Here is a 24,168-nt window from a genome sequence, read left to right on the forward strand (position 1 = left end):
TGTGGCGGGTGATTCCGCTGGTGGTAGCGGGGGAGGCCGTGTGGCGGGCGAGTTTGCAGGCTGGTGGCGGGCGGGACTGGTCCTGTGGCGGGTGATTCCGCTGGTGGTAGCGGGGGAGGCCGTGTGGCGGGCGAGTTTGCAGGCTGGTGGCGGGCGGGACTGGTCCTGTGGCGGGTGATTCCGCTAGTGGTTGCGGGCGAGTCCACGTGACCGGAGTGGTTGCAGGCTGACGGCGGGGGAGAGCGGACCTACGGTGCGCGAATCACCCTGCTGCAAGGGAATCTGCTTTCCATGTCAGACTGGGGGGCATGGTTCGTGCCGGGGTGGTCGCGGTTGCGTTGGTGTTGGCGGGGTGTGGTGCGGCTGCGGAGGAAGGGGTGCGGCCGGACGGGGAGCGGGTGACGATTCGGGTGCCTGCGGACGCGCCCACCATCTCGGCTGGGGTGTCACTCGCCCAGCCGGGTGATCTGGTGCTTGTCGCGCCCGGGGTCTACCACGAGTCGGTCAAGGTGGACAAGGCTCAGGTCACCCTTCGGGGGGAGTCGCGGGACGGGGTCGTGATCGATGGGCAGTTGCGGCAGCCCAACGGGATCGTGGTGACTGCGCCCGGGGTGGCCGTGGAGAACCTGACCGTGCGGAACAACACGCAGAACGGTGTGCTGGTCACGGGTTCCGCGGCGGCCGCGAGCGGGACCCCCGGCGAGGGCGGGTACGACACCGGCGACGAGCCGGTCACCTTCCTGAAGTCGTTCCTCGTCTCCCACGTGACCGCCACCCGCAACGGGCTCTACGGCATCTACGCCTTCTCCGCCCAGGACGGCGTCATCGAGCACTCCTACGCATCCGGCTCGGCAGACTCCGGGATCTACGTCGGGCAGTGCAAGCCGTGTCGGATCGTGGTGCGGGGCAATGTCGCCGAGTTGAACGCGGTCGGGTACGAGGGCACGAACGCCAGCGGGGACATGTACGTCGTCGGCAACCGGCTCGTCGGGAACCGGGTCGGGTTGACGATGAACTCCGACCACCAGGAGAAGCTGCTCCCGCAGGAGGACGCCCACGTCGTGGGCAACCTCGTCGCCGCCAACCAGCAGGATGCGACGCCGGAGCAGGCCGACGGCGGGTGGGGCATCGGGATCGGCATCGACGGCGGCAGCGCGAACGAGGTCGTCCGCAACCGGGTCGCGGGCAACGCGGCCGCCGGGCTGGTGATCACCGCGACCGCCGACATCCCGCCCAACGGCAACCGGATCGCGGGCAATGCCTTCACCGGCAACGGCGTCGACATCGGGTGGACATTCCCGACCGCCACCCGCGGCCGGGGCAACTGCTTGCAGGACAACGACTTCACCACGAGCGCGCCCGCAAACCTGGCCACGGCCGCGGCGTGCCCGGCCGCGGACCTGCCCACCCCGTCCGGAACGTGGTCGAGCCCGCAACCGCCGCGCGGCATCCCGTTCTCCGCCGTGGCCGAGCCCGTCGCGCAGCCGCAGCTCCCGGCAGCAGCGGGCGCGACCGCGGTGCCCGCCACCCCCGCGCTGCCGGACGTCGCGGCGATCCCGCTGCCGCCGCTGGACCTGCTCGCCGAACTCGCCCTGGTGCGGGCTAATCCGACGGCGTGACGCCGGGCGCGGGCTGCACCGGGACGTAGGCCTGGGTGTCGAACTCGATGACGACCGGCTGCGGCTCGGAGGCCACATCGGCCTGCACCCGGTGCATCGCGCCGTTCGCGTCGACCCAGTAGCGGACGTTGCCCGCGGTGCCCGGCCTGCCGCGCGCCGCCGGGCCGCTCATGATGTCGACCTCCTGGTCGCCGATCTGGTCCCGGCCGACCCACTCGGCGCCGTTCTGCGGCAGCAGCGCGGCGTTGTCGGGCCGGTCGCTGCCGAGGCTGAGCGCGATGAGCAGGGCGCTGTCGAGCGTGCTGCCCGCCTTCTGCAGCGGGCGCTGGTGCCACCCGGTCGCGGGCGGCGCGTGCGGTGCTTCCGCCGGAATGTCATCCAACGGGTGAACGAACACATAATTGCTTGTCCACTGGATCAACCCATTGCTGGATGCGTCGCGCCCGATTCCGCGCACCACGCCATAACCGAGCCCCGCTCGAAAATCGACAGAACCCCTGATCGCCAGCCCGCCCGCGGTGGTCGGCACGGTGATCGACACCGCGCGCCCGCCTGCCTCGAAGTTGCGGAAGCGGGTGATCGCCAACCGGTTCGCCTCGTCGGCTGTGAGCGCGCGCGGGCCGCTGACCTGCGGTTCTGCCGTGGCGATGAGGAATGCGACCACGCCGATCACGACGGCGATCACGACGCCGATGGCGATCAACCAGTGTGGACGTGCGGGCCGCGGCAGCGGATGGCGTCGCTCGGATCGCAAGGTGCGCACACGTTCGGATGCTAACAGCTCCACCAATTCACCCGCATGATTCACCCGAAACGCGGCCGCTTATCGGACGGCGTTCTGGTTGGCTGTGGCAGTCCACCACGACTTCCGCGAGGGGATGGGCGATGAGTCGGAGAACCCGGACGCGCGGGGGCAGACCCCTGCGCGTGGGGATGGCCGCGCTGCTGCTGGCAGCCAGCGGGATCACCGGCGCGGTGACCGGGCAGGCCGCCGCGTCGACGACGGACGGGACGCTGACCGTCCAGGTGCTGCGGGACTTCTTCGGCACCGGCGTGATCAACTCCACGATGGACGTGCCCCAGGAGGGCATGCGCGTCGACGTGACCGATCCGCAGGGCCACCGGGTCAGCGGCGTCACCGACGCGACCGGGAAGGTCGTGGTGCCCCCGTCGGACGTGCTCGTCGGCGGCCACTACCGCGTCGACGTCACCATCCCCGCGCCCTACCGCGACTACCTCCAGGCCGCGCCCGCGTCGACGGCGGAGAACCACTTCGACAGCTTCACCACCTTCGTGGACGTCTCCGACGGCTCGGACGACTCGGTGATCACCGCGGTGTGGAACCCCGTCCACTACGCCCTGCCGGACAGCCGCTACTTCGTGCCGATCCAGAGCGGGGGCAACGGGACCGAGACCCGCGCGCTGGTCGCCTTCGGCGTGCAGACCCGCGGCACGTGCCCGGAGGAGGTCGGCTGCCCGACCACGCTCGCCACGCAGGCCCAGGTGGGCACCACGTTCGGGCTGGCGTACGACAAGGACCGGGGCAGGCTGTTCCAGAGCGCGTTCGCCCGGCGGCTGACGCGGTACGGCCCCGAGGGCGGGAACGCGATCTACACCGTGCCCGCCGACGGCAGCGCCGCGCCGACCCTGTTCGCCACGGTCCCCGGCGCCGCGGTCACGCCGCACGACACCGCCAACATCATCAAGGACCCGGGGTTCACCGACGCGCCGGGCAAGGAGAGCATCGGCGGCCTCGCGCTGTCGGAGGACGGCACGACGCTCTACGCGGTGAACCTGCGGAGCCGGAGCCTGGTGAGCTTCGACGCCACCGGGGCCACCGCGGCGGCGCCGAAGGCCACCGTGCCGATCCCGAACCCGGGCTGCTCCGCGGCGGCGGACTGGCGGCCGTTCTCGGTCACCGCGCACGACGCCAAGCTGTACGTCGGCGGCGTGTGCAGCGCGGAGAGCACGCAGAACCGCTCGGACCTCAAAGCCGTCGTCCTGGTCCAGGACGGCGCGCGGTTCACCCCGGTGCTGACCCAGCCGCTGACGATGGAGCGCGGCGAGGTGCTGACCGGGATCAGCGTCCCCGGCCAGACCAACGGCTGGAACCCGTGGAACACCGCGCTGGCGTCCTGGGACAAGCACGACGTCAACGGCGCGGGCGCGCTGATCGACCCGCAGCCGCAGGTCGCCAGCCTGGCCTTCACCCGGGACGGATCGATGGTCATCGGCTTCCGCGACCGGTTCATGGACGTGGTGGGCTGGGGCGGGCTGGACCCGCGCCCGGGGGACAACGCCCCGGAGAACGGCTTCTCCGGCGGCGACATCGTCATGGCCTGCGCCAACCCGGAAGGCGGGTACTCGTGGGAGGGCACCGGCGGCTGCCCCGACCACACCACCGAGCTCAACGACGGCCAGCAGAGCCCCAGCGTGGCCGAGTACTTCCCGGGCGACTACTTCGCCCCGGGCGGACCGACCACCCGCGGGCCGCACCAGGAGACCGCGCAGGGGTCGGTCGCCTTCATCCCGCAGCTGGACTGGGTCGTCAGCACGCAGATGGACCCGACGATCCACGTCGCCACCGGTGGCACCGGCTACTACCACGTCGGGACCGGCGAAGGCCCGGGCCACAACCCCAAGGCGAACGCCTACGAGTTCGTCGGGCGCAACCCCTCCAACGGGTTCGGCAAGTCCGGCGGCCTCGGCGCCATCGCCTACCAGGCGGCGAACGCGCCGATCCAGATCGGCAACCTGGTGTGGTTCGACGGGGACCGCAACGGCATCCAGGACCCGGGCGACGTGCGGCTGCCGGACGCGACGATCAACCTGCTGGACGAGACCGGCGCGGTGGTCGCCACGACCAAGACCGACGCGGCGGGCGAGTACTACTTCGGCGGGGTCGGCGCGGCCTACGAGCTGATCCCGGGTGCGAAGTACACGGTGCAATTCAACGTCTGCACCGCGGACACCAGCAAGGTGCCGCGGCAGCCACCGGCGACCGACCTGCGGTTCACCCTGCCGGTGGTCGGCACCGACCGGGTGCACGACTCCAACGTGGTCCCGCCGAGCCGCGGCGAGCTGTGCAACGGCTACGCGCCCGTCACCGCGCCGGACAGCCCCGGCGAGGTCGACCACACGATCGACGCGGGCGTGCACATCCCGCTGCCGGAGCCGTCCCCGACCACCACGACGACGACATCGGCACCGGCGCCGCCGACGTCCACGACGATCCCGGTGGGCGAGAACCCCGGCTCGCTGCCGTCCACGGGTGTCACGTCGGCCCTGCCGTGGATAGCCCTCCTCGGGGCCGCGGTGGTGGCCGCAGGCACGGCTCTGGTGCTCCTGAGCCGCAAGCGCCGCACCAAGCAGGGCTGAGGCCCGCCCTCCTGCCCGCCCGCGCCCGTGAGGGGCGCGGGCGGGCAGTCCTTTCTCCTGGGTCCTCAATGGACGCTCGACGTGTGTCAGTCAGACCGCGAGACGGTCGAGATTCTCGGTGCAGCAGGGGTTTCCGCGCCCGGGACGTCCACTCGCGCAGGCCGGTCGGCGAGGGAATAGCACTCCCCACAATTGGTCCATACCATGTCTGCTGATCGGAGCAACTTCCCGGAAAACCGTAGCGGTTGCGCGGAATGCGCGGTTTCCTGCGACCAGTCGGAGTGCCCGATCGCCAGAAACGTTCGCGCGGACGTCACACAAACCCTGCACTCTCCCCGGTCGGCGACCCCGCACCGGGGGGAACCCTTGCCATGAGGGAGAGACACTGCCATGAGACAGTCCCGCGCGGCCTGGGCACGGCGCATCGCCGTCCCCGCCGTGGCCGCGGCCACCACCCTGTCGCTGACGATGACCACACCGGCCGCGGCCGAGGGCACCGTCCTCGGCGCGAACGCCCCAGACGCCATCGCAGGCAGCTACCTGGTCGTCTTCAAGGACGGCGCGACGTCGATGGCAGCCGTCGCGCCCACCGCGGACACCCTGGTCGACCGCTACGGCGGCACGGTCACCACCACCTGGCGGCACGCGGTGCGCGGCTTCGCCGCGCAGCTGACCGAGCGCCAGGCCCGCAGGCTCGCCGCCGACCCCGCGGTCGCGGTCGTCGAGCAGAACCGGACCGTCCGGGTCGCCGACACCCAGCGGAACCCCCCGTCGTGGGGGCTGGACCGGATCGACCAGCGCGACCGGCCGCTCGACAACTCCTACACCTACCCGACCACCGCGTCGAACGTGCGGGCCTACATCATCGACACCGGCATCCGCGTCACCCACCAGGACTTCGGCGGCCGGGCGACCTGGGGCACCAACACCGTCGGCGGGGCCAACACCGACTGCCACGGCCACGGCACCCACGTCGCGGGCACCGTCGGCGGCACGTCCTACGGCGTCGCCAAGGGCGTGCGGCTGATCGCGGTCAAGGCGCTGGACTGCCAGGGCAGCGGCTCGATCCAGAGCATCGTCAGCGCCGTGGACTGGGTGACCGCCAACGCGGTCAAGCCCGCCGTCGCCAACATGAGCCTCGGCGGCACCGCCTCGGCCGCGATGGACACCGCGGTGCGCAACTCCATCACCTCGGGCGTGGTGTACTCGATCGCGTCGGGCAACTCCAACACCAACGCCTGCAGCACCTCGCCCGCCCGGGTGACCGAGGCGCTGACGGTCAACGCCAGCACCAACACCGACGCCCGCGCCTCGTTCTCCAACTACGGCAACTGCACCGACATCTTCGGGCCCGGCCAGGACATCACCTCGGCGTGGCACTCCAGCGACACGGCGACCAACACCATCAGCGGCACGTCGATGGCGGCGCCGCACGTGGCCGGCGTCGTCGCGCTGTACCTGTCGGCGAACCCGAACGCGACCGTCGCGCAGGCCAACCAGGCGATGATCGACCGGTCCAGCTCGGGCAAGATCAGCAACCCCGGCTCGGGCTCGCCCAACCGGCTGATCTTCGTCCAGCAGGACGCCCCCGCCAACGTCAGCGTCACCAACCCCGGCGGCCAGACCGGCACCGTCGGCACCGCCGCGAGCCTGCAGCTCACCGCGGCGGGCGGGGTGCAGCCCTACACCTGGCGGGCCACCGGCCTGCCCCCGGGGCTGAGCATCGCCGCCGCGACGGGCCGCATCTCCGGCACGCCGACCACCGCGGGCACCTACCAGGTCACCGCGACCGCGACCGACAGCGCGGGCGCCTCCGGCTCGGCCACGTTCAGCTGGACCATCGAGCCGGGCTCCGGCGGTGACGTCTCCATCACCAACCCGGGCACGCTGACCGGCACCGTTGGCCAGGAGGCGGGCGTCAAGCTGGTCGTCACCGGCGGCACCGGCCCGTACACCTGGACCGCCGAGGGCCTGCCCCCGGGGCTCAGCCTGACCAGCGACGGCAGCGACATCGCCGTCGTGGGCGGCGTCCCGACCACCGGCGGCACCTACCGGGTGACCGTCTCCGTGGCGGCCACGACCGGCGGCTCCGCCTCCGTCCAGTTCGACTGGGTGATCAACGGCGGCGGCGGCGAGGTCACGGTGCCCAACCCGGGCAACCAGACCAGCACCGTCGGCAACGCGGTGAACCTGCAGCTGACCGCCTCCGGCGGCACGTCGCCGTACACCTGGGCGGCCACCGGCCTGCCCGCGGGCCTGTCGATCAGCCCCAGCGGCCTGATCAGCGGCACCCCGACCGCGGCGGGCACCTCCACGGTCACCGCCACCGCGACCGACTCCGCCGGGGCGTCCGGCTCGACCACCTTCACCTGGCGAGTCGACCCCTCCAGCGGCGAGACGTCGTGGGCCCCGTGGGTCTCCTACCCCATCGGCGCCATCGTCACGTTCGAAGGCGTCCGCTACCGGTGCCTCCAGGCCCACACCTCCCAGCCCGGCTGGACCCCGCCGATCGTCCCGGCCCTGTGGGCCCGCGTCTGATCCGGCACTGACCACTGTCGGGCCGTCCACCCAGGGCGGCCCGACAGCCGTCTCAGCGCTCGATCCGGTGCTGCTGGATGAGGTCGGGTGGTCGAGGTCGCAGGTCAGGAAGCGTCGTCCCCGCGCACGTGGGGCTGGTCCCGACATCCCGGTCCTGCACTACGTGGTGCCGGAGTCGTCCCCGCGCGCGGGGCTGGTCCCGCGCTGCGGTTCCGCTCGCCGACGAGCTGGGTGGTCGTCCCCGCGCACGCGGGGCTGGTCCCGCGCTGCGGTTCCGCTCGCCGACGAGCTGGGTGGTCGTCCCCGCGCACGCGGGGCTGGTCCCGCCCTCTACCTGGAACGGGCGCGGTGCGCTGTCGTCCCCACACACGCGGGGGTGTGCTGGTTTGGGTTGGCGGTGGCGAACCTCGGGCTCGTTGCGTGTTCGTGGGTCAGGGTTGGTGGGGCGCGTCCGGGTGGGTGCGGGGTGTTCGGGGGTAACGGGGTGGTTGGTGGGGCGATCCCCTTCGTGAGTTGTGCAGCTCTTCCGTTGGTGCGGCCGGTTCCGCGTGAGGCATGGGGAACTGGAAGGAGACTGCTGTGCGTGAATCGAAGGTTCGGGCTTCCGTAGGTGCGTTGGTGGGCCTGGCGGCGGTGGGGGCGTGGGGGATGGCGGTTGTGCCCGCCGCCTACGCCGTGCCCCTGTGCGACGGGGTGGTCGCCACGATCGTCGGGACCGAGGACGGGGAGACGATCACCGGGACCAACGAGGACGACGTGATCGTCGGGTTGGGTGGGGACGACGTCATCGTCGGGATGGCGGGCAATGACCGCGTCTGCGCGGGGGACGGGGACGACACCGTCTACGGCGAGTTCGTTGTGGTCCCGGACGACCTCCCCGGGCTGCCGGACCCCGGCGCGCTGGAGGACCTGTCCGACCGGGTGTTCGGGGAGGCGGGGGACGACCTGCTGGTCGGGAACTCCGGGAGCGGGACCATCACCGTTTCGGCGGCCTACATCGCCGACAACGACCACGTCGACGGCGGGCCCGGGGCCGACGTCATCTCCGGCGGGTTCCTCGACGTCGCGGTCACGGCTGTGTCCGGGGGAGTCGTGGGGCTCAACGACACCCTGATCGGCGGGGACGACCCGGACACCATCTACGGCTTCAGCCGGACGATCACCGCCGGGGCGGGGAGCGGGGTCGCCGCGTCGGTGCTGGTCGGCAACCTCAACGACACCATCTCCGGCGGAGGCGGCGGGGACACGATCTACGGCGACGCGCAGACCGCCACCCTGGGGAGCAGCGTGCCGGTGAGCGTGGAGACCTCCAACGACACCATCAGCGGCGGCGACGGCGACGACGTCATCTACGGCGATTACGAGAACCTGGTCTCCACCTCGGGGGCGAAGGCGGTCACGACCGGGCACCGCGACGACATCGATGGCGGGCCGGGCGCTGACGTGGTCTACGGCGACGCCAAGAACGGCAACGCGAACTTCGCGGGCGTGCTCGGCAACATCGACGCCATTGACGGCGGCAGCGGCGCCGACACCGCCGACGCCGGGCCGAGCCTGGACACCTGCACCGGGGTCGAGAGCCGGGCGAACTGCGAGCTCTGACCGCGGGAGGGACCGCTGCGGCAGTGGCTGCCGCAGCGGTCCTCTCGGATCAGCGGGACTGGGCCTCGAGGTCGCTGAGGGCGGCGGCGAGGCGGAAGTGCTTGTTGGTGCCGAGGTCGCGGACCGTCTTGATGCCGAAGGCGGCGGCGAGCTTCTCGGCGTCGCCTTCGCTGACGCCTGCGAGGGCGGCGACCGGGGCGTCGAGGAGGGCGGGGAGGGGGAGCTCCTCGTAGGCCTTGTCGAGCTGCTTGGCCAAGTCGGCGGAGATGGTCATGCCTGCGTCCTTTCCGGTGGGGAGTTGATCTTGGAAGGAGAGGTTACTCCTCGGCGAAGTCCTCGTCGCCGCCCTCGAAGGCGTCGCCGATCATGTCGCCGATGATCATGCCGCCGATGGCGCCTGCCGCCGCGCCCGCGATGACGCCGCCCATGCCGGGGCCGCGGCGCTCGTGGCCGTGGTGGCCGTGGTGGCCGTAGCCGGGCTGGCCGTAGCCCGCCTGCCCCGGGTGGCCGTAGCCGGGCTGGCCGCCGAAGGCGGGGTTGAACGCCGGGTTCGCCCCGCCGAAGGCCGGGCCGCGGTCGGCGACCTCGTTGAGCCAGCCGCCGATGAGCGCGGGCCAGTCGGCGGTCTCGGCCTCGGCGTGGGAGACGTGGAAGCGGCCGAAGGCGTCGCCGCCGGGCTGCAGGAAACCGCGGCGGCGGTCGGCCTCCAGCACGACCCACAGCCCGCCGGGGGTGGCGACGAAGGTCAGCTCGACCTCGTTGATCCGCCCCGCGGCCTGGGCGGGCGGGAAGAACTCGATCTCCTGGTAGAAGCCGAGCTGCTGGGGGATGCCGTGGATGCGGCCGACCTCCACGTCGGCGGCGCGGAAGGTGAAGCCGAGCTGGCCGAAGGCGTCGAGCACCCGGTTCTGCGACGGCAGCGGGGTGATGATCAGCGGGTCGAGGTCGCCCTTGTCGGGGGCGGCGGCGATGACCAGCTCGGTGCGCACGCCCACGGTCATGCCCGGCAGCTGGGACGGCCCGACCGCGGTGATCGGGGTCTCCCAGGGCAGCGGGAGCTGGAAGGGGATGTCCAGGCGCTGGTTCGGCGCGACCCGCACCCCCTGCTGCACGACCACCCGGTGGAACTCGGCGACGCCGCGGGCCTCGTGGCCGCCGTGCTCGGCCTCGGCCCGGGTGACCAGCGACAGCACGATCTGGTCGATGGCGGCCTCGGCGCTGCCGCCCTGGATGCTGACCCGCCCGGTGACGGTCTGCCCGGGCATCGCCGTCGGGCTGTCGAGCACGGTGTCGACGGTCGGGCCGCCGACACCGAAGGCGGAGAGCATTCGCTTGAACACGGAGAGTCCTCTCACTGGGGTAGGGGACGGCCCGGGCGGGCCGCCGGGGGTGCGGGTTGGGTCAGGAGCGGGCGTCGGTCTCGTCGTCGAACTCGCCGATGAGCTCCTCTAACAGGTCCTCCAGCGCCGCGATGCCGACCACCGCGCCGCCGTCGGCGACGAGGGCCAGCTGGGCGCGGTGCGCGCGCATCGTGGTGACCGCGCCTGCCACGCCCTCATCGGCGGGGAGCGTGAGCACGTCGGACATCAGGTCCCGGGCCGGGACGTCGGTGCCCGCGGCGACGGCGCGCATGGCCTCGCGGATGTGGATGAGGCCGGTGATGCGGCCCTCCTGGTCGGTGACCGGGAAGCGGGAGCGCCCGGACAGCAGGCTCAGCCGCTCCACCTCGCGGGCGGTGTGCTCCTCGGTCACCGTGACGGTCTTCTCGCGCGGCACCATCACCTGGGCGAGGGTGGTGTTCTGCAGGGCGAGCATGCGGGTCAGCAGCCGCTGCTGGCCCTCGGGGATCGTCCCGTGCTCGCCGGACTGGCGCACCAGCATCCGCAGGTCCTCGGCGCCGTAGCTGTGGGCGAGCGCGTCGCGCGGGTTGACCTTGACCAGGCGCAGCATGCCGTTGGCGACGCGGTTGAGCCCCGACAGCAGCCACCGGACGGCGCCTGTGAACCAGCGGAACGGCAGCGCCAGCATGCGCGCGGAGGTCTCCGGGTGCGCGATCGCCCACGACTTCGGGGCCATCTCGCCGACCACCATGTGCAGGAACACCACGATGACCAGGCTCAGGGCGAACGCGATGCCGTAGCTCAGGCCGGTCGGCAGGCCGACGGCCTGCAGCAGCGGGTCGGTCAGCTCGGCGACCGCGGGCTTGGCCAGCGCGCCCAGGCCCAGCGTGCACAGGGTGATGCCGAGCTGCGCGCCCGCGAGCATCACCGACAGCTCGTCGATGCCCGCGATGGCCGCCCGCGCCGCGCGGCTGCCCGCGGCGGCGTCGTCTTCGAGGCGGTAGCGCTTGGCCGCGGTGAGGGCGAACTCCGCCGCGACGAAGAAGGCGTTGCCCACCAGCAGGACCAGGGAGACGGTCAGCGCCCATCCGATGCTCATCGGGTCACCCGCGCGTCCTCGACGGACAGGCGCACCGTCAGCGGCACGTGCCGCAGCACCTCGGTCACCTCGACCACCGCGGTCCTGGTGGGCGGGGGCTGGTCCGCATCGGACTCCTCGTCCAGCGTCGGGGGCAGGGTGACGCGCACGGTGTCGCCGACCTGGCTGACCCGGCCCAGCTCGTGCAGCACCAGCCCGGACACCGTCTCGTACATGTCGTGCTCGGCCAGCGGGAGGCCGGTGGCGTCGGCGATCTCATCGATGCGCATGCGGGCGGGCACGGTCCACGCGCCGTCGCCCGCGCGCTCGATGGCGGGCGCGATGGTGTCGTCCTCGTCGTGGATCTCGCCGACCAGCTCCTCGGCCAGGTCCTCCAGCGAGATCACCCCGGCGAAGCCGCCGAACTCGTCCAGCACGCAGGCCAGCTGCCTGCGCTCGGCGCGCAGCCGCTCCAGCACCGCGGGCAGCGGCAGCGACTCGGGCACCAGCAGCGCGGGCGCGGCGATCTCGCGCACCCGGGTGGTCTCCCGCTGCTCGGGCTCCACGCCCAGCACCTCGGCCAGGCCGACCACGCCGAGCAGGTCGTCGACGTCGGAGCCGACCACGGGGAAGCGGGAGTGGCCGGTGTCGATCATCCGCACCACCTCGGCGGCCGGGTCGTCGGCGCGCAGGGTGCGCACGGCCACCCGCGGGGTCATGGCCTGGCCCGCGGTCAGCGCCCGGAAGTCCAGGCCGCGGTCGAGCAGCCGGGACAGCTCGGGGTCGAGCTGCCCGCCCGCCTCGGAGTCGTCGATGATGCGGTGCAGGTCCTCCGGGGTCACCCCCTGCGGCAGCTCCTCCACCGGCTCGATCCCGACCGCGCGCAGCAGCCGGTTGGCCGAGGCGTCGAAGAACCGGATCAGCGGCCCCGCCACCGCCAGGTAGACCAGCGTGGAGCGGCTCAGCGCGCGGGCCAGCCGCTCGGGCTCGGCGATGGCCAGGTTCTTCGGGAACAGCTCGCCCAGGACCATCTGCACGACCGTGGCGAAGGCCAGCGCGAGCACGACCGAGACCGACAGCGACACCGCCTCCGGCAGCCCGGCCATGCCCAGCAGCGGGGCCAGGCCCTCGCCGAGCAGCGGCTCGGCGACGTACCCGGCCAGCAGCGCCGTCACGGTGATCCCGAACTGGGCGCCGGAGAGCATGAAGGACAGCCGGCCGGTCACCCGGTAGGCGCGCTCGGCGGCCTTGTCGCCGTTCTCGGCGTGCTGGCGCAGCTTGCCGCGGTCGACCGCGAGGTAGGCGAACTCCTGGGCGACGAAATAGCCCGTGGCCACGGTGAGCACCGTGATGGCCACCAGGCCGAACACGATCAACACGGCGCCGCCACCGCGGGGTGGGGCTGCCGCCACTTGCGTTGCCGGGCCGGACCCGGCTGGCTACTGCACGCTTCCGCGTCGCCGAACTGCATAAATCCGACAGTAGCACGTCGCACTGTATGGTTGCCGGAACCCGGTCCGGAAGGAGGCGGCGGTGACCCTGTTGCGCATCGGCGAACTCGCTGCTCAGGCGGGGGTGACCACGCGGACGGTGGATCACTACACCCGATTGGGTCTGCTGTCGCCCGCCGAGCGCAGCGGCGGCGGCTACCGCCTCTACCGGCCGCTGGACGTCGACCGGATCGCCGTCATCCGGCAGTTGGAGGGCCACGGGGTCACCCTGGACGACATCGCCGCCGCGCTCGCCGCCCCCGGCAGCGGGCTGCCCGCCGCCTTGGACCGCATCAGCAGCGACCTGCGCGCCCTCCAAGCCGCGACCGACACCGCGTCGCCTGCCGCGCACGGCCTGCTGACCGCGATCACCGCCCGCATCCAGGGCCTGATCAACCTGGCCCTGCACATCCCGCCCGACCTGTTCCTGCCCTGAGCCCTACCGGCGCGTGGTCAGCGGCTCGCCGATGACGCGCTCGGCCAGGGCAGCGGCCATGCGCTCGACATCCGGCCGCAGCTCGGCCGCGATCCGCTCCCGGTCCGCGGCCAGCTCGGCCTCGCCCTCTGCGACGCGCTGGCGCACCTGTTCCTGGGCGCGTTCGCGCACCTGGGCCAGCTCGGCCTCGGCCTGGGCGCGGGCCTGGTCGCGGATCGCGGCGGCTTCGGCGTGGGCGGCGCGCAGCTGGGCCCGGTAGGCGGCGAGCGCGGCCTCCGCCTCCGCCCGCACGGCCTCGGCGTCGGCGATCCCGCCCTCGATCCGCGCGGCCCGCTCGGCGTAGAGCTTCTCGATCCGCGGCGCGACCACCCTGGCGATGACGAACAGCAGCACCAGGAAGGCGACCAGCCCGACGGCCACCTCCGCGAAGTCGGGCTGGACCGGGTCGTACTCGTCCACCTTCTGTCCGAAGTGGATATTCATGCTGCCCCCTCCGTCGTGCCCGCCGTGATCAACGCTAGCGCATCCCAGCGCTCAGATTTCCTTGGTGTAGCTGACGGTGGGGAACGGGGTGAAGCCCAGCGATTCGTACAGCGCACGCGCAGGCGCGTGGAAGGCGTCGCCCCCGGTGCCGATCGAGACGACCCCCACCCCGGCCGACTTCAAGGCGGCGACGGCGTGCTCGACCAGCGCCCGCCCGACGCCCGCGCGCCGGGCCTCCGGGGCGACGGCCAGGATCTCGATCTCCCCGTGCTGCTCGGCGGCCTGCTCGATCCAGCCGACGTAGCCCGCCACCTGCCCGTCCACCCAGGCGACGGCGACGTGCCTGCCTTCGTCCGGGTTGTGGGCGCCTGCCAGCAGCCGCCGGTAGTCCCCGCGCCAGTCACCGTGGCGGTTGGCGAAGACGACCTCGCCCGCGACCGGGCGGAAGGAGTCCTCGTAGAAGGGCTCGAAGACCTGGCAGGTCAGGTCGAGGAGGGTGGGCAGGTCCTCGGGCGCCAAGGGGCGGATCTGCATGCGGGAACCCTAGTCGCGGCCCAGCCGGCATGATCGGCGCATGGCGGGCCGCTCCGAGGAGACCCGGAACTCCGCGAGGTTGGGCGGGGACAACTCCGGGACCATCTACCAGGCCGATCGCATCGCCATCAAACACAACAACCGCTCACGAATGCCGTTGCTGGTGGGGTTCGCGGTCCTGGGCGCGGCCCTGGCGATCGCCGTGCCGCTGGCGCTCAAGCAGGAACCCGCCGAGACCCCGCCGCGCGACGTCGTGGTGGCCGCGACGGCCTTCCGGCTGGTGCCCTCGTCGGATCCGACGACCAACAACACCGACAAGGTCGACCTCGACACCGGCTGCCCCGGCTGGGGGCCGACCAGGATCCGGGTCGGGCCCAGCCGCTGCGGCGAGCTGGCCGACCTCATCCTGGAGGACGACAAGATCCACACCCCGGGGTACGCCCCGCTGATCTCGCGCCCCGCGGGCGCGGGCTGCGACGACCGCACGGCGGCGGCGGTCGCGGCCGTCGCCGTCACCGACCTGCGGCCCGGCGCGGTCCTGTGCGTGCGCACCGACAAGGGCAACACCGCGGACGTGCGCGTCGACGAGGTCGGGCCCGCGGTGGTGATCAGCTTCCAGACCTGGCGATAGGCAGACCGAGGCCCCGGTCAGGTGACCGGGGCCTCGGGGAGATTTCACCGGAACGGGTACTGGGTTTGGACGTTGAGCTCGGTCATGCGGACGCCGCGGGCCGGGTTGGTGCGCGGGTCGTTGATCTGGAGGACGTCGAAGCCCTTGCCCAGGTCGGACGAGTAGATGTAGCCGTTGTAGTAGTACGCCGACCAGGAGCCGCCGCCCTCGTCGGGGTTGGCGGCCGGGCCGCGCTCGAAGAAGCCGATTTCCTTGGGGTTGGTGGAGTCGGTGAAGTCGATGATCTGGACGCCGCCCATGTACCAGGCCTGGACGAAGATGTCGCGGCCGGGCACCGGGATCAGCGAGCCGTTGTGGGCGACGCAGTTCTCCGACGGGGCCTGGTAGCGGTCGATCTTGTAGAGGCTGCGGAACTCCATCACGCGGTTGTCTCCGCGGCCGGTGATGTCGTAGATGGCGTTCGCGCCGCGGGTCGGGCCGATCTCCGGGGTGCAGGTGGCCGCGCCGCCGCCGCCCAGCTCGTCGGTGAACAGGACCTTGGTGCCCGCATTGTTGAAGGTCGCCGAGTGCCAGAACGCGAAGTGCTCGTCGTCCTGCACGCGGTTGATGACCCGGGGCCGCTCGGGGTCGGAGATGTCCATCAGGATGCCGTCGCCCATGCACGCGCCCGCGGCGAGGTTCTTCGTCGGGAAGGCGGTGATGTCGTGGCAGCCCGAGGTCTCCCGGACGTACCCGGTGGCGACGGAGCCCGGCTTGCCCGGGTTGCCGCCGTCGGGGAAGAGGTTCGGCGTGGCCACCAGCGCGGCCGCGGCGGGGTCGCGCAGCGGGATCTTCACGATGGAGATCGAGTCGTGCGGCGGCCTGCACTTGGCGATGTTCGCCGCGGGCCCGTAGGAGGAGACGTAGACGTAGATGTCGCGGCCGCGCTTGTCCGGCACGACCGTGTGGGTGTGCGCCCCGCAGGCGGTCTCGACGGCGGTGACGTAGCGCGGGTTGCGCTTGTCGCTGATGTCGAAGACCTTGATGCCCTCCCAGTACGGCTTGCTGCCGTCGTTCTGGGCGGTCGAGGAGCAGGAGGCGTCGCTGCGGCGGGAGTCGGTGGACAGCACGACGATGTTGCCGTTGACCGACACGTCGTTCTGCGAGCCGGGGCACAGGACCTGGCTCAGGATCGCGGGCTTCTTCGGGTTCTTGATGTCGTAGATCGTGAAGCCGAGGTAGTTGCCGACGATCGCGTGGTCGCCCTGGAAGGCGATGTCGGTGCCGGTCGACCCGTCCCCCGCGAGCGGAGCGGTGGGCGGGATGTTGGCGACGTGGGTGACGTTCGCGCTCATGGCGGTCTCGTCGGGGGCCGGGATCTGGCTCTGGGCCGTGGCCGAGGTCGTCCCCAGGGCCGTGGCGGCGACCAGCGTCGCACCCAGGATCGCGGCTGGAGTTCGGCGTCGCCGGTCACGTCGGGATGAAGACACGCTGCACACCCCTCTCGGTTCAGGTGCCCGCAGTATCGTCTTCCGTTAGCTATTCAAACCACCCTCACTTTCCGGGTCCCATTTGCCAGTTGAACGTTTCTCTCCACCGACGCCCCAGACCGGGTACGGTCGGCGGCGTCGCCGCACCTGGGAGGGCATATGCGGGCTTGGCTCACGATCGTCGTCCTGGCGCTCTCCGGCGCAGCGGGCTGCTCCGAACAGCCCCCTCCCCCCGTCGACCATACGATCGTGCAGCCCGGCCTGCCGGGTGAGCCCAACCGGACGCTGTCGCCGCAGGACGCCGAGGTCGACGTCCCCGAGCCCAACGAGGCCGACATCGCCTTCGTCCGCGGCATGATCGCCCACCACCAGCAGGCCGTGGTGATGAGCGCGCTGGCCCCCGAGCGGGCCGCCGACGAGCGCGTCCGCGGCCTGGCCGCGCGCATCCACGACGTGCAGGGCCCCGAGATCGGCATGCTCAACCGCTGGCTGACCCGCAACGACCTGCCCGCGGTCAACCCCGCCGACGCGCACGCCCACCCGGCCATGCCCGGCATGGCGACCGCCGAGGAGCTGGCGGCGCTGGCGGCGGCCAAGGGGCCGGAGTTCGACCGCCTCTTCCTCGACCTGATGATCCGCCACCACGAGGGCGCCATCGAGATGGCCCTGGCCGTGCAGACCACGGGGGTGGACGTGCGGGTGCAGGAGATCGCCGACGACGTGATCGCCGAGCAGGCCGACGAGATCCGCCGCATGCGGGCCATGCAGGGATAACCGCCGCGCGTGGGCCGCGGCCGCCTCGCTAGCATCGACGGGTCAGCGCATCCCGATCCGACCAGGAGCCGTCGTGTCCCAGCCGCAGCCCGCGCCCGCCGTCCCCACCAGCGTGGTGGTGCGCGCGGGGACTACCGCGGGCGCCGCCGTCCGCGAGGCCGGACTGCCCGGCAAGGGGCCCGACGCCGTCGTCGTCGTCCGGGACGCGGGCGGTCGCCTGCGCGACCTCGCGTGGACCCCCGACGCCGACACCGAGGTCGAGCCGGTCGCCGCCGACACCGAGGACGGCCGCGCGGTCATCCGCCACTCGTGCGCCCACGTGCTCGCCCAGGCCGTGCAGCAGCTGTTCCCCGAGGCCAAGCTGGGCATCGGCCCGCCGGTCAAGGACGGCTTCTACTACGACTTCGACGTCGACCGCCCGTTCACCCCCGAGGACCTGCAGGCGCTGGAGAAGCGCATGAAGCAGATCATCAAGGGCGCCCAGCGCTTCTCCCGGCGGGTCGTGGCGTCCGTCGACGCCGCCAAGGCCGAGCTGGCCGACGAGCCGTACAAGCTGGAGCTGGTCGACATCAAGAGCGATGTCGACACCGCCGAGGTCATGGAGGTCGGCGGCGGCGAGCTGACCATCTACGACAACCTCGACCCCCGCACCGGCGAGCGCGTCTGGGGCGACCTGTGCCGCGGCCCGCACGTGCCCACCACCAAGCACATCCCGGCGTTCAAGCTGATGCGCGTGGCCGCGGCCTACTGGCGCGGCAGCGAGAAGAACCCGCAGCTGCAGCGCGTCTACGGCACCGCGTGGGAGTCGCAGGAGGCCCTGGACCGGCACCTGGAGCTGCTGGCCGAGGCCGAGCGGCGCGACCACCGCAGGCTGGGCGTGGAGCTGGACCTGTTCAGCTTCCCCGACGAGATCGGCTCCGGCCTGGCCGTCTTCCACCCCAAGGGCGGCATCGTCCGGCGGGTCATGGAGGACTACTCGCGGCGCAGGCACGAGGAAGAGGGCTACGAGTTCGTCTACTCCCCGCACATCACCAAGGGCGCGCTGTTCGAGACCTCCGGGCACCTGGACTGGTACCGCGAGGGCATGTACCCGGCGATGCACCTGGACGCCGAGCTGAACGCGGACGGGACCGTCCGCAAGCCGGGGCAGGACTACTACCTCAAGCCGATGAACTGCCCGTTCCACGACCTGATCTTCCGCTCGCGCGGCCGGTCGTACCGGGAGCTGCCGCTGCGGATGTTCGAGTTCGGCTCGGTGTACCGCTACGAGAAGTCCGGGGTGATCCACGGCCTGACCCGCGTGCGCGGGATGACGCAGGACGACGCGCACATCTTCTGCACCCCCGAGCAGGTGCCGGACGAGCTGCGGTCGCTGCTGTCGTTCGTGCTGGGCCTGCTGCGCGACTACGGGCTCACCGACTTCTACCTGGAGCTGTCGACCCGCAACGACGAGAAGTACATCGGCACCGACGAGGCGTGGGAGAAGGCGACCGCCACGCTGCGCGAGGCCGCCGAGGACTCCGGCCTCGAACTGGTCCCCGACCCGGGCGGGGCGGCGTTCTACGGGCCGAAGATCTCCGTGCAGGCCAAGGACGCCCTCGGCCGGACCTGGCAGATGTCGACCATCCAGGTCGACTTCATGCTGCCGGAGCGGTTCGAGCTGGAGTACACCGCCGCCGACGGCTCGCGCCAGCGCCCGGTGATGATCCACCGCGCGCTGTTCGGCTCGATCGAGCGGTTCTTCGGCGTGCTGACCGAGCACTACGCCGGGGCGTTCCCCGCCTGGCTGGCCCCGGTGCAGGTGGTGGGCATCCCGGTGGCCGACGAGCACGTCGAGCACCTGATGGGCGTGGCCAAGGAGCTCAAGGCCCGCGGCCTGCGGGTCGAGGTCGACGCCTCCGACGAGCGCATGCAGAAGAAGATCCGCAGCCACACCCTGCAGAAGGTGCCGTTCCTGCTGCTCGCGGGCGGCAAGGACGTGGAGGCGGGCGCGGTGTCGTTCCGCTTCCGCGACGGCAGCCAGATCAACGGCGTGCCGGTCGGCCAGGCGGTGGCGGCGATCGAGGCGTGGGTGGCCAGGCGGGAGAACGCCTCGCCGAACGCGGAGACGTTCTCCGTCTAGCGGCCCAGCGGGATGACCTGCAGCGTGCCGGTCTCCTCGTCGCGGCGCACCCGGGCGCGCAGGCCGAAGACCTCGTGCAGCAGGTCCTCGGTCAGCACGTCGTCGGGTGCGCCGACCGCGGCGATCCGGCCGTCGCGCATGGCGACCAGGCGGTCGGCGTAGCGGGCGGCCAGGGCCAGCTCGTGCAGCACCATCACGATGGTGCGGCCGGTCTCGTCGTGCAGCTCGCGGACCAGCTCCAGCACGTCGATCTGGTGGGCCAGGTCGAGGTGGGTGGTCGGCTCGTCCAGCAGCAGGATGCCGGTCTCCTGGGCCAGGGCCATCGCAATCCAGGCGCGCTGGCGCTGCCCGCCCGACAGCTCCTCCAGCGTGCGATCCGCGAAGTCGACCGCGCCGGTCTGCTCCAGGGCCCGGGTGACGGCCGCCTCGTCGGCGGTCGACCAGCGCTGGTACCAGCTCTGGTGCGGGTGCCTGCCGCGCGCGACGAGGTCGGCGACGGTGAGCCCGTCGGGGGCGGCGGGCGACTGGGGGAGCAGGCCGACCTGGTTGGCGACCAACCGCGTGGGCAGGGCGTGGATGGGCCGGCCGTCGAGCAGCACCCGGCCGCCGACCGGCTTGAGCAGCCTGCCCAGGGCGCGCAGCAGGGTCGACTTGCCGCAGCCGTTGGGACCGATCACGGCGGTCACCGTGCCGCCGGGGATGTCCAGGTCGACCCCGTGCACGACCGTGCGGTCGTCGTAGGCGAGGGTGAGGCCCTCGGCGCGCAGGCGGACGTCGGTCATGTGCGGGCCTTTCCGCTGCGGATGAGCAGGAACAGCAGGTACGGCGCGCCGAGGGCGGCGGTGAGGATGCCGACGGGCAGCTCGACCGAGCCGAACGCGGTGCGCCCCAGGACGTCGGCCCACACGGTGACGGCCGCGCCCATCAGGGCCGAGGCCAGCAGCGGCGGGGTCCCGGTGCCCAGCAGGCGCAGGGCCAGCTGCGGGCAGGCCAGGGCGACGAAGGCGATCGGGCCCGCGGCCGCGGTCGCCGTCGCGGTCAGCAGGACGGCGATCACGATGAGCACCGCGCGGGTCGCGTCGATGCGCACGCCGAGGCCGCGGGCGGTGTCGTCGTCGAAGTTCAGCGCGCCGAAGGGGAACGACAGCACCAGCGCGGCGGGCAGCAGCACGGCCAGCGCGATGCCGACGGCCTTGGCGTTCTCCCACGTGGCCGCGTTGAGGCTGCCGTTGAGCCAGACGATGGCCCGCCCGGCGTCCACGATGGAGGCTTTGACCAGCAGCCAGGAGATGAGGCTGGTCAGCACCGCCTGGATGCCGACGCCGACCAGCAGCACCCGGTAGCCGGACAGCCCGCGGCGCACGGCGAGGACGTAGACCAGCACGGCGGCGACCAGCGCGCCCGCGATCGCGGCCGCGGGGACGCCGACCTCGGCCAGCGGCCCGCTGATGCCGCCGTACTCCCCGGCCAGCACGATGATCGAGACCGCGCCCGCCCCGGCGCCCGCGGTGACCCCGAGGATGTCCGGGCTGGCCAGCGGGTTGCGGCCGATGCCCTGGATGATCGCGCCCGCCAGGCCGAGCGCGGCCCCGACCATCGCCCCCACGGCGACGCGCGGCATCCGCAGCTCCAGCACGACGAGCCGCTGCGCGCGGGTGCCGCCGCCGAGCAGGACCTCCACGACGTCGCCCACTGCGATGGCCGAGCCGCCGCGGCCGATGTTCACCACCACCGCGGCGGCCAGCGCCACCAGGATGAGGGCGGGCACCAGCACGTGCCGGGGGCGGACGACGGCCGAGACCGGGCCGATGCGGATCGCTCTCACAGCCGCACCGGCTTCCGTCGGCGGATGAGGTGGATGAAGACCGGGGCGCCGATGAACGCCAGCATGATCCCGACCGGGAGCTCGCCGGGGCTGGCCACCAGCCTGCCGAGCACGTCCGCGGCGACCATGAGCGCCATGCCGACCAGGCCGGAGTAGACCAGCACCCAGCGGTAGTCCGGGCCGGTGATCGAGCGGGCGATGTGGGCGGCCATCAGCCCGACGAAGCCGATCGGGCCGCACGCGGCCACCGCGACCCCGGTGAGCAGGGTGATCGAGGCCATGCCGACCAGCCGGGTCAGCCCGACCCGCACGCCCAGCGAGCGGGCCACGTCCTCGCCGAGGGACAGCGAGTTCAGCCCGCGCGCGTTGGCCGCGGCCAGCAGCAGGCCCGCCGCGACGAACGGCAGCATCTGCCCGGTGATCTCGGCGGGGCGGCCCGAGACCGAGCCGACGGTCCAGAACCGGTACATCTCCAGCGCCTGCTCATCCATGATCAGCATGCCCGCGGTGAGGGCGGTGAACAGCGCGTGCACCGCGGCCCCGCCGAGGGCGAGGGTGATCGGCGTCGCGCCGCCGCGGGTGCAGTTGCCGACGAAGTAGACCAGCGTCGAGGCCAGCAGCGCTCCCGCGAAGCCGAACCAGACGTAGCCGTAGAGGGTGCCCACGCCCAGCAGGAAGATCCCGCCCGCGACGAACAGCCCCGCCCCCGCGCTGACCCCCAGCAGCACCGGGTCGGCGATCGGGTTGCGGGTGTGGCCCTGCATCAGCGCGCCCGCCACGCCCAGCGCGCAGCCTGCGACCAGGGCGAGCGCGGTGCGCGGCAGCCGCAGCGAGCGGACGATGATGTCGCCGTCGGTCCCGGTGGGCGTCCACAGGGCGTGCCACACCTCCGGCAGGCTGAGCGCCTTGCTGCCGAGGGCGACGCTGAGCAGCGCCACGCCGAGGACGGTGGCGGCGACCACCACCAGGCCCCGGCGCCGCAGGCGGGTCCGGGCCTGGGTCACGCGATTCCTCCGAGTGTTAGCTTAGGGCAGCCTACCTTTAGTAGTTGACCTTGGAGGACAGCACCGCATGAGAGCCCGCTCCCTAGTCGCCGCCCTGGCCATCGCCCTCGGCGCCACGGCCTGCGGCAGCGCCGACCCGGCCCCGCAGACCGGCGCGGCGCCCGGTGGCGACGGCGCGTTCCCGCGCACCGTGACCCACGTCATGGGCACCGCCGACCTGCCGGAGCGGCCGCTGCGGATCGTCGCGCTCGACATGACCTTCGTGGACGCCACCCTCGCCCTGGAGGGCGAGGTCGTGGGCTTCACCACGCTCGCGGGCGGCGACGACAAGCTGCCCGACTACTTCGGCGCGGACGTGGCCAAGTACGCCCCGAAGGCCGTGCCGGTCGGGACGCTCAGCGAGCCCAACCTGGAGAAGATCGTCGAGCTGGACCCCGACCTGATCCTGTCGGCGAAGGTCCGCCACGAGAAGCTCTACGAGCAGCTCGCCGCCATCGCGCCCACGGTGTTCTCCGAGACCACCGGCGGGAGCTGGAAGGCCAACCTGGAGCTGGTCGGCCAGGCGCTGGGCAAGGAGGACCTGGCCAAGCAGAAGATCGCCGCCTACGAGACCCGGGCCAAGGCCATCGGCGACGCGGTGCGCGCCAAGAAGGGCGCCAACCCGACGGTCTCGGTCGTCCGGTTCGTCGACGGCCCGACCCGCATCTACAAGGACGACACCTACATCGGCGTCATCCTGGCCGACCTCGGCTTCGACAAGCCCGAGGCCGCGACCGGCACCGGCTTCAACACCGAGATCTCCGACGAGCAGATCGGCCTGATGGACGCCGACGACATCTTCATCTCCGTCTACGGCGACGAGGCTGGCCTGAGCGCCCAGACCAAGGAGAAGTTCGAGGCCAACCCCCTGTGGGGCAAGCTCAAGGGCACCGTCCACGAGGTCGACGACAAGACCTGGATGAGCGCGGTGGGCCCCTACGGGGCGAACATCGTGCTGGACGACATCGCCGAGGTGTACGGGGTGGACGCGGCCCGCTAGTCGACCGCGGTCCAGGCGTCGGCCAGCAGGGCCCGGGTCTCGCCCAGCAGCTGGGGCAGGACCTTGGTGTGGCCGATGACCGGCATGAAGTTGGCATCGCCGCCCCACCGCGGCACCACGTGCTGGTGCAGGTGGGCGGCGATGCCCGCGCCCGCGATGACGCCCTGGTTCATGCCGATGTTGAACCCGTGCGGCGCCGACACCTTGCGGGCCACCCGCATCGCCCGCTGCGTGTGGTCGGCCAGCTCGACGGTCTCCTCCGCGGTCAGGTCGGTGTAGTCGGCGACGTGGCGGAACGGGACGACCATGAGGTGGCCGGGGTTGTAGGGGTAGAGGTTGAGGACCACGTAGACCCGCTTGCCGCGCGCGACGATCAGCGCGTCCGGGTCGTCGAGGTCGACCAGCTTGCAGAACGGGCACCCCTCGCGGTCATCGCCGACGGGCTTGTTCTCCCCCCGGATGTAGGCCATGCGGTGCGGCGTCCACAGCCGCTGCAGGGCGTCGGGAATCCCGACGCCTTCCTGGGCGACGAGCTCAGGGTCCACGGCCATGCCCCGATCCTAATGGCGCTCCCCGCCCGCACTCGGCCCCCGACCGGAGGACGGCACGCACGCGAACCCCCGAGCGCACGATCGACGAACCACACGGCCCGCGGTCCGCTCACGGTTTCCCGGCCGCGCTTGGGGGCGGCTCAAGGTGCCCTCGGGCTGCCGAAGTGAATGAGAAGTGCGGAGTGGGGCAGTAGAGTCGCAGGTCAGCAAGCGTCGTCCCCGCACACGCGGGGCTGGTCCGACCAGGAGAGCCCC

Annotated in this window: 21 protein-coding genes and 1 CRISPR repeat array (1 of these 22 running past the window's edge); of the genes, 9 read left to right on the forward strand and 12 right to left on the reverse strand. The window is 72.3% G+C overall.

The window, feature by feature from the left end:
* Positions 1-308 precede the first annotated feature (308 nt).
* Entirely contained in the window at positions 309-1,619 is a 1,311-nt protein-coding gene (locus tag ACWEPX_RS25795; protein WP_451899822.1) for a right-handed parallel beta-helix repeat-containing protein, read from the forward strand.
* On the opposite strand, the gene ACWEPX_RS25800 is transcribed toward ACWEPX_RS25795, so the two are convergent.
* Complete coding sequence (locus ACWEPX_RS25800; protein WP_451899823.1) at positions 1,603-2,382, reverse strand: hypothetical protein; 780 nt, start codon at positions 2,380-2,382, stop codon at positions 1,603-1,605. The two genes, ACWEPX_RS25795 and ACWEPX_RS25800, sit on opposite strands and share 17 nt — an antisense overlap.
* 122 nt (positions 2,383-2,504) lie before the next feature.
* Here ACWEPX_RS25800 and ACWEPX_RS25805 point away from each other — a divergent pair, with 122 nt between their 5' ends.
* The 3 genes from ACWEPX_RS25805 to ACWEPX_RS25815 all read left to right on the forward strand — a co-directional run bounded on the left by ACWEPX_RS25805 (position 2,505) and on the right by ACWEPX_RS25815 (position 9,137).
* Positions 2,505-4,997: an SdrD B-like domain-containing protein gene (locus ACWEPX_RS25805; RefSeq protein WP_451899824.1), complete on the forward strand. Its 2,493-nt coding sequence runs from the start codon at positions 2,505-2,507 to the stop codon at positions 4,995-4,997.
* Between the two features lie 390 nt (positions 4,998-5,387).
* Complete coding sequence (locus tag ACWEPX_RS25810) at positions 5,388-7,535, forward strand: putative Ig domain-containing protein (protein WP_451899825.1); 2,148 nt, start codon at positions 5,388-5,390, stop codon at positions 7,533-7,535.
* A 618-nt stretch (positions 7,536-8,153) separates the two neighbouring features.
* A complete protein-coding gene (locus tag ACWEPX_RS25815) occupies positions 8,154-9,137 on the forward strand; it encodes a calcium-binding protein (RefSeq protein ID WP_451899826.1) in 984 nt (327 codons plus the stop codon).
* A 49-nt stretch (positions 9,138-9,186) separates the two neighbouring features.
* Here the strand turns inward: ACWEPX_RS25815 and ACWEPX_RS25820 are convergent, their stop codons facing one another.
* The 4 genes from ACWEPX_RS25820 to ACWEPX_RS25835 all read right to left on the reverse strand — a co-directional run bounded on the left by ACWEPX_RS25820 (position 9,187) and on the right by ACWEPX_RS25835 (position 12,934).
* Positions 9,187-9,411: a hypothetical protein gene (locus tag ACWEPX_RS25820; protein WP_451899827.1), complete on the reverse strand. Its 225-nt coding sequence runs from the start codon at positions 9,409-9,411 to the stop codon at positions 9,187-9,189.
* A gap of 43 nt (positions 9,412-9,454) precedes the next feature.
* Entirely contained in the window at positions 9,455-10,477 is a 1,023-nt protein-coding gene (locus ACWEPX_RS25825; protein WP_451899828.1) for a sporulation protein, read from the reverse strand.
* A gap of 61 nt (positions 10,478-10,538) precedes the next feature.
* On the reverse strand, positions 10,539-11,576 hold the full coding sequence (locus ACWEPX_RS25830; RefSeq protein WP_451899829.1) for a hemolysin family protein: 1,038 nt from the start codon (positions 11,574-11,576) through the stop codon (positions 10,539-10,541).
* Positions 11,573-12,934, reverse strand: a complete 1,362-nt coding sequence (locus ACWEPX_RS25835) for a hemolysin family protein (RefSeq protein ID WP_451899830.1) — start codon at positions 12,932-12,934, stop codon at positions 11,573-11,575. Before ACWEPX_RS25835 ends, ACWEPX_RS25830 begins: the two co-directional genes overlap by 4 nt.
* A 154-nt stretch (positions 12,935-13,088) precedes the next feature.
* Here ACWEPX_RS25835 and ACWEPX_RS25840 point away from each other — a divergent pair, with 154 nt between their 5' ends.
* Complete coding sequence (locus ACWEPX_RS25840; protein ID WP_451899831.1) at positions 13,089-13,481, forward strand: helix-turn-helix domain-containing protein; 393 nt, start codon at positions 13,089-13,091, stop codon at positions 13,479-13,481.
* A 3-nt stretch (positions 13,482-13,484) separates the two neighbouring features.
* Here the strand turns inward: ACWEPX_RS25840 and ACWEPX_RS25845 are convergent, their stop codons facing one another.
* Both ACWEPX_RS25845 and ACWEPX_RS25850 read right to left on the reverse strand, forming a co-directional pair.
* Positions 13,485-13,964 (reverse strand): F0F1 ATP synthase subunit B family protein, encoded by a 480-nt coding sequence (locus ACWEPX_RS25845; RefSeq protein ID WP_451899832.1) that lies wholly within the window; start codon positions 13,962-13,964, stop codon positions 13,485-13,487.
* 51 nt (positions 13,965-14,015) lie between these two features.
* On the reverse strand, positions 14,016-14,498 hold the full coding sequence (locus ACWEPX_RS25850) for an N-acetyltransferase family protein (RefSeq protein WP_451899833.1): 483 nt from the start codon (positions 14,496-14,498) through the stop codon (positions 14,016-14,018).
* A 40-nt stretch (positions 14,499-14,538) separates the two neighbouring features.
* Here ACWEPX_RS25850 and ACWEPX_RS25855 point away from each other — a divergent pair, with 40 nt between their 5' ends.
* Positions 14,539-15,129, forward strand: a complete 591-nt coding sequence (locus ACWEPX_RS25855; protein ID WP_451899834.1) for a hypothetical protein — start codon at positions 14,539-14,541, stop codon at positions 15,127-15,129.
* A gap of 44 nt (positions 15,130-15,173) precedes the next feature.
* Here the strand turns inward: ACWEPX_RS25855 and ACWEPX_RS25860 are convergent, their stop codons facing one another.
* Positions 15,174-16,598 (reverse strand): LVIVD repeat-containing protein, encoded by a 1,425-nt coding sequence (locus tag ACWEPX_RS25860; RefSeq protein WP_451899835.1) that lies wholly within the window; start codon positions 16,596-16,598, stop codon positions 15,174-15,176.
* Between the two features lie 249 nt (positions 16,599-16,847).
* Between ACWEPX_RS25860 and ACWEPX_RS25865 the strand changes: the two genes are divergently transcribed.
* A complete protein-coding gene (locus ACWEPX_RS25865; protein WP_451899836.1) occupies positions 16,848-17,372 on the forward strand; it encodes a DUF305 domain-containing protein in 525 nt (174 codons plus the stop codon).
* A gap of 112 nt (positions 17,373-17,484) precedes the next feature.
* A complete protein-coding gene (gene thrS, locus ACWEPX_RS25870) occupies positions 17,485-19,494 on the forward strand; it encodes a threonine--tRNA ligase (RefSeq protein ID WP_451899928.1) in 2,010 nt (669 codons plus the stop codon).
* Here the strand turns inward: thrS and ACWEPX_RS25875 are convergent.
* The 3 genes from ACWEPX_RS25875 to ACWEPX_RS25885 are packed head-to-tail and all read right to left on the reverse strand — an operon-like array spanning position 19,491 to position 22,323.
* Positions 19,491-20,276 (reverse strand): ABC transporter ATP-binding protein, encoded by a 786-nt coding sequence (locus tag ACWEPX_RS25875; RefSeq protein WP_451899837.1) that lies wholly within the window; start codon positions 20,274-20,276, stop codon positions 19,491-19,493. The genes thrS and ACWEPX_RS25875 overlap by 4 nt on opposite strands.
* Positions 20,273-21,319, reverse strand: a complete 1,047-nt coding sequence (locus tag ACWEPX_RS25880; protein WP_451899838.1) for a FecCD family ABC transporter permease — start codon at positions 21,317-21,319, stop codon at positions 20,273-20,275. Before ACWEPX_RS25880 ends, ACWEPX_RS25875 begins: the two co-directional genes overlap by 4 nt.
* On the reverse strand, positions 21,316-22,323 hold the full coding sequence (locus ACWEPX_RS25885; protein WP_451899839.1) for a FecCD family ABC transporter permease: 1,008 nt from the start codon (positions 22,321-22,323) through the stop codon (positions 21,316-21,318). The genes ACWEPX_RS25880 and ACWEPX_RS25885 overlap by 4 nt, the downstream gene beginning before the upstream one ends.
* A 67-nt stretch (positions 22,324-22,390) precedes the next feature.
* Here ACWEPX_RS25885 and ACWEPX_RS25890 point away from each other — a divergent pair, with 67 nt between their 5' ends.
* Positions 22,391-23,362: an ABC transporter substrate-binding protein gene (locus ACWEPX_RS25890; RefSeq protein WP_451899840.1), complete on the forward strand. Its 972-nt coding sequence runs from the start codon at positions 22,391-22,393 to the stop codon at positions 23,360-23,362.
* Here ACWEPX_RS25890 and ACWEPX_RS25895 read toward each other — a convergent pair.
* A complete protein-coding gene (locus tag ACWEPX_RS25895; RefSeq protein WP_451899841.1) occupies positions 23,359-23,913 on the reverse strand; it encodes an HIT family protein in 555 nt (184 codons plus the stop codon). The two genes, ACWEPX_RS25890 and ACWEPX_RS25895, sit on opposite strands and share 4 nt — an antisense overlap.
* A 212-nt stretch (positions 23,914-24,125) precedes the next feature.
* A CRISPR array of direct repeats spans positions 24,126-24,168; the repeat unit is 28 nt; unit sequence GTCGTCCCCGCACACGCGGGGCTGGTCC (it continues 230 nt past the right edge of the window).

The sequence above is a fragment of the Actinokineospora sp. NPDC004072 genome, from assembly GCF_053604195.1.

Bases quoted from the DNA above. Each gene is read 5' to 3' on its own strand.
- ACWEPX_RS25830 (WP_451899829.1), bottom strand. From the start codon at position 11,576: ATGAGCATCGGATGGGCGCTGACCGTCTCCCTGGTCCTGCTGGTGGGC.
- ACWEPX_RS25855 (WP_451899834.1), top strand. From the start codon at position 14,539: ATGGCGGGCCGCTCCGAGGAGACCCGGAACTCCGCGAGGTTGGGCGGG.
- ACWEPX_RS25845 (WP_451899832.1), bottom strand. From the start codon at position 13,964: ATGAATATCCACTTCGGACAGAAGGTGGACGAGTACGACCCGGTCCAG.
- ACWEPX_RS25820 (WP_451899827.1), bottom strand. From the start codon at position 9,411: ATGACCATCTCCGCCGACTTGGCCAAGCAGCTCGACAAGGCCTACGAG.
- ACWEPX_RS25875 (WP_451899837.1), bottom strand. From the start codon at position 20,276: ATGACCGACGTCCGCCTGCGCGCCGAGGGCCTCACCCTCGCCTACGAC.
- ACWEPX_RS25890 (WP_451899840.1), top strand. From the start codon at position 22,391: ATGAGAGCCCGCTCCCTAGTCGCCGCCCTGGCCATCGCCCTCGGCGCC.
- ACWEPX_RS25795 (WP_451899822.1), top strand. From the start codon at position 309: ATGGTTCGTGCCGGGGTGGTCGCGGTTGCGTTGGTGTTGGCGGGGTGT.
- ACWEPX_RS25805 (WP_451899824.1), top strand. From the start codon at position 2,505: ATGAGTCGGAGAACCCGGACGCGCGGGGGCAGACCCCTGCGCGTGGGG.
- ACWEPX_RS25810 (WP_451899825.1), top strand. From the start codon at position 5,388: ATGAGACAGTCCCGCGCGGCCTGGGCACGGCGCATCGCCGTCCCCGCC.
- ACWEPX_RS25850 (WP_451899833.1), bottom strand. From the start codon at position 14,498: ATGCAGATCCGCCCCTTGGCGCCCGAGGACCTGCCCACCCTCCTCGAC.
- ACWEPX_RS25895 (WP_451899841.1), bottom strand. From the start codon at position 23,913: ATGGCCGTGGACCCTGAGCTCGTCGCCCAGGAAGGCGTCGGGATTCCC.